The organism is Mycolicibacterium arseniciresistens (assembly GCF_030519285.1).
Classification (GTDB): Bacteria; Actinomycetota; Actinomycetes; order Mycobacteriales; family Mycobacteriaceae; genus Mycobacterium; species Mycobacterium arseniciresistens.
Genome location: NZ_JAUMSQ010000451.1, coordinates 1 through 3687 on the forward strand (window position 1 = coordinate 1; position 3687 = coordinate 3687).

At 70.5% G+C, this 3687-nt stretch carries 5 protein-coding genes; 1 reads left to right on the top strand and 4 read right to left on the bottom strand.

Features of this window, described 5'->3' with window-relative positions; genetic code table 11:
• Window positions 1–110 precede the first annotated feature (110 nt).
• Entirely contained in the window at window positions 111–665 is a 555-nt protein-coding gene (gene purE, locus Q2100_RS30270) for a 5-(carboxyamino)imidazole ribonucleotide mutase (RefSeq protein WP_302916992.1), read from the bottom strand.
• Window positions 662–1855, bottom strand: coding sequence for a 5-(carboxyamino)imidazole ribonucleotide synthase (locus tag Q2100_RS30275; protein WP_302916989.1), 1194 nt, complete (start codon window positions 1853–1855; stop codon window positions 662–664). Before Q2100_RS30275 ends, purE begins: the two co-directional genes overlap by 4 nt.
• 95 nt (window positions 1856–1950) lie before the next feature.
• Here Q2100_RS30275 and Q2100_RS30280 point away from each other — a divergent pair, with 95 nt between their 5' ends.
• The gene (locus Q2100_RS30280; RefSeq protein ID WP_302916990.1) at window positions 1951–2655 is read left to right on the top strand and encodes a GtrA family protein; all 705 of its coding nucleotides are present in this window, start codon (window positions 1951–1953) and stop codon (window positions 2653–2655) included.
• On the opposite strand, the gene Q2100_RS30285 is transcribed toward Q2100_RS30280, so the two are convergent.
• Both Q2100_RS30285 and Q2100_RS30290 read right to left on the bottom strand, forming a co-directional pair.
• Entirely contained in the window at window positions 2610–3128 is a 519-nt protein-coding gene (locus Q2100_RS30285) for a PH domain-containing protein (protein WP_302916991.1), read from the bottom strand. The two genes, Q2100_RS30280 and Q2100_RS30285, sit on opposite strands and share 46 nt — an antisense overlap.
• A gap of 9 nt (window positions 3129–3137) precedes the next feature.
• A partial coding sequence (locus tag Q2100_RS30290) for a biotin--[acetyl-CoA-carboxylase] ligase (RefSeq protein ID WP_407667729.1) occupies window positions 3138–3687 on the bottom strand: 550 nt, incomplete at its 5' end.

Sequence of the window (3687 nt, forward strand, 5' to 3'; positions counted from 1 at the left end):
CTGCGCAACTCCTGATGTTCCTCAGGCAACTGGAACACGTCGAACGACTGATTACCGGCCCAATGAGCCATCGCGGCCTCCTAGCTACTCACCGGTAACTTTACCCGCTGTCAGGCGTCGCCCAGCAACCGGTCCCGCAGCGCCGCGTCCTTGGCGAGCACCATCTGCTCCAGATCGGCCTGGAACGCCGTCATCCGGTCGCGAAGCGCCACATCGGCGGCGCCGAGAATCCGCACCGCGAGCAGGCCCGCGTTGCGCGCTCCACCGATCGACACCGTGGCCACCGGCACGCCCGCGGGCATCTGCACGATCGACAGCAGCGAGTCCAGCCCGTCGAGTCGCGCCAGCGGCACCGGCACCCCGATGACCGGCAACGGCGTCGCCGAGGCCACCATGCCGGGCAGGTGGGCGGCACCGCCTGCGCCGGCGATGATCACCTCGACGCCCCGCTCGGCCGCGGTGCGCGCGTAGTCGAGCATCCGGCCCGGTGTTCGGTGCGCCGACACGACGCCGACCTCGAAGGGCACCTCGAACTCGGCGAGCGCCTCGGCGGCTTCGGCCATCACCGACCAGTCGCTGTCGCTGCCCATGATCACGCCGACGCGCGGCGGCGGTGCTGCTCCCCGGGTCGCTTCGCTCCTGCCCTCTGGTGCTCCGGAACTCATCTGTGCGGGTCCCATCCGTCGGTCCATTCGGCGTGCGACAGCCAGTGTGCCGCCCGTTCGGCACGCTCGCGCAGGTACTCCGCGTCGCGGCCGGGGATGTTCACGTGGCCGATCTTGCGGCCGGGCCGTTCGGTCTTGCCGTACAGGTGCACCTTGGCGTCGGGCAGCCGGGCGAACAGGTGGTGCAGACGTTCGTCCATGCCCATCGCCGGAGTCTGCGCGGCGCCAAGGACGTTGGCCATCACCGTCACCGGGGTGAGCAGACCGGTGTCGCCGAGCGGATAGTCCAGCACCGCCCGCACGTGCTGCTCGAACTGACTGGTCCGGGCGCCGTCCATGGTCCAGTGCCCGGAGTTGTGCGGGCGCATCGCCAGCTCGTTGACCAGCAGCCCGCCGTCGACGGTCTCGAAGAGCTCCACCGCGAGCAGTCCCACCACGCCGAGCTCCGACGCCAGACTCAGCGCGAGTTTCTGTGCCGCCGAGCTCGTCTCATCGGACAGCCCGGCCGCGGGCGCGATCACCGTCACGCAGATCCCGTCGCGCTGGACGGTCTCCACCACCGGCCACGCCGCCCCCTGACCGAACGGTGACCGGGCCACCAGCGCGGCGAGTTCGCGCCGCATCTGCACCCGCTCCTCGGCCAGCACGGCCACTCCGTCGGCCAGGTAGCGGGCCACCACCTCGCGGGCGTGCCCGGCGTCGCGGGTCAGCACGACCCCGCGTCCGTCATAGCCGCCGCGGACCGTCTTGATCACCACCGGCCCACCGACGGCGCGCGAGAAGGCTTCGACGTCGTCGACCGACTCGAGCGCGGTGTAGCGGGGTATGGGAGCGCCGAGCGCCTCGAGCCGGCGGCGCATCACCAATTTGTCCTGCGCGTGCACCAGCGCGGCGGGCGGCGGCGCGACGTTGACGCCCTCGCCGATCAGCGTGTCGAGCAGTTCGGTCGGCACATGCTCGTGGTCGAACGTCAGCGCGCTGGCCCCGGCGGCGGCCCGGCGCAGCGCGTCGAGGTCGGTGTGGGATCCGATCACCACGTCAGGGGTGACCTGGGCGGCGGGCTCGTCGGGGGCGGTGGCCAGCACGCGCAGCGACTGACCGAGGGCGATTGCCGCCTGATGGGTCATCCGGGCCAGCTGGCCCCCGCCGATCATTGCCACGACGGGCGGCGAGGAGGAATTCGTCGGCACGCCGCCTATCGTGTCACGATCCCGGCCAACGCCCTGACCTGGGGCGCAGCCGCGGATTCCGCGTCGTCACGGGCCGTTACGTAGACTGCCTCCTTGTGTCCTTTGCCGATGCGACGATCAAGCGCCTTCCGGGGCCGATCCGTCCCTACGCCGAGCAGCACCACGAACTGATCAAGTTCGCCATCGTCGGTGCGACGACGTTCATCATCGACTCGGCGATCTTCTTCACGCTCAAGCTGACGATCCTGGAACCCAAGCCGGTGACCGCCAAGATCATCGCCGGCATCGTGGCCGTGATCGCGTCGTACATCCTCAACCGGGAATGGAGCTTCCGCGACCGGGGTGGCCGCGAGCGCCACCACGAGGCGCTGCTGTTCTTCGGGTTCAGCGGAGTCGGCGTGCTGCTGAGCATGGCGCCGCTGTACTTCTCCAGCTACGTGCTGGGCCTGCGGGTGCCCGAGGTGTCGCTGACCATCGAGAACATCGCCGACTTCGTCTCGGCCTACATCATCGGCAATCTGTTGCAGATGGCGTTCCGGTTCTGGGCGTTCCGGCGCTGGGTCTTCCCCGACGAGTTCGGGCGCAACCCGGAGCGGGCGCTGGAGTCCACCCTCACCGGCGGCGGCTTCGCCGAGGCGATGGAAGATCATCTGGAGCACCACGAGCAGGAGCGTCTCGGCAAGGGCGCCGGGAACGGCCTGCACGACCCCGCAGAAGGCACGGTCACGCCGCTGCGCCGACGCGCCCGGCGAGGTCAGCTGGGCGACTCCTCGGAACCGAGGGTGTCGAAGACTTCGTGATACAGCAGTGAATGCACCCGCTCCACGCGGGGGATGTCGTGGAATTCCAGTGGGTCCTGAGCCGCCGACTCGATGATCAGCGTCCCGGTGCGCAGGATCCGGTCGAGCAGGCCGTGCCGGAACTCGACGCTGTTGATCCGCGCCAGCGGGATGTCGATGCCCGAGCGGGTGAGGACACCGTGCCGGAACATCACCCGCCGGTCGGTGATCACGAAGTGCGTCGTCCACCAGTTCAGGAACGGCCACACCGTCAGCCAGCCGATGAGCACGGCCCAGATCGCGGCTATCACGCCCAGCACGACCGTCCTGGCGGTGGGATCCCAGCCGAGGGTGTTGACGTAGCCCGCGCCGAAGGCCGCCACCGCGGTGGCCAGCAGCAGCACCAGCACCGGCCCGATCAACCGCTTCCAGTGCGGGTGCCGGTGCAGCACCACCTGCTCGTCGTTGGCCAGCACGTTCTCCGGGTAGCCCACGGCAGCACTCTACGACTCGACCGGCCGCAGATGGGTGATGTCGCCCGCGGACACGGTGACCAGCTCGCCGGGCGTCCTGATCTGCAGCCGCCCAACGCCGTCGATGCCCTCGGCCACGCCTTCGACCGCGCGGTCCCCTGGCAGTGTCGCGCGCACCCGGCTGCCCAGGGTCCGGCTGCGGGCACGGTAGTCGGCGGCGAGCGCGTCGTCCCGCCCGTCTGCGCGACGCCACCGGGTGGTCACCTCCGCCAGGTGGCGTAGCACCGCTGCGGCCAGCCGATCGCGGTCGACGGCATCCACCCCGAGCATCGCCAGCGAGACGGCCACGGGATCGGGCGCCTCCTCGGCGGTCATCGTGGCGTTGATGCCGAGCCCGATCACCACCTTCCGGGCCGGCGCGGCGACCTCGGCCAGGATGCCGGCCAGCTTGCCCGGCGAGTCCTGCGGGCCGACCTGCACGTCGTTGGGCCACTTGAGGCCGGCGGCCACGCCTGCGACCTCGGCCACTGCGTCGACGACCGCGACCCCGGCGGCCAGCGGGAGCCATCCCCACGCATCG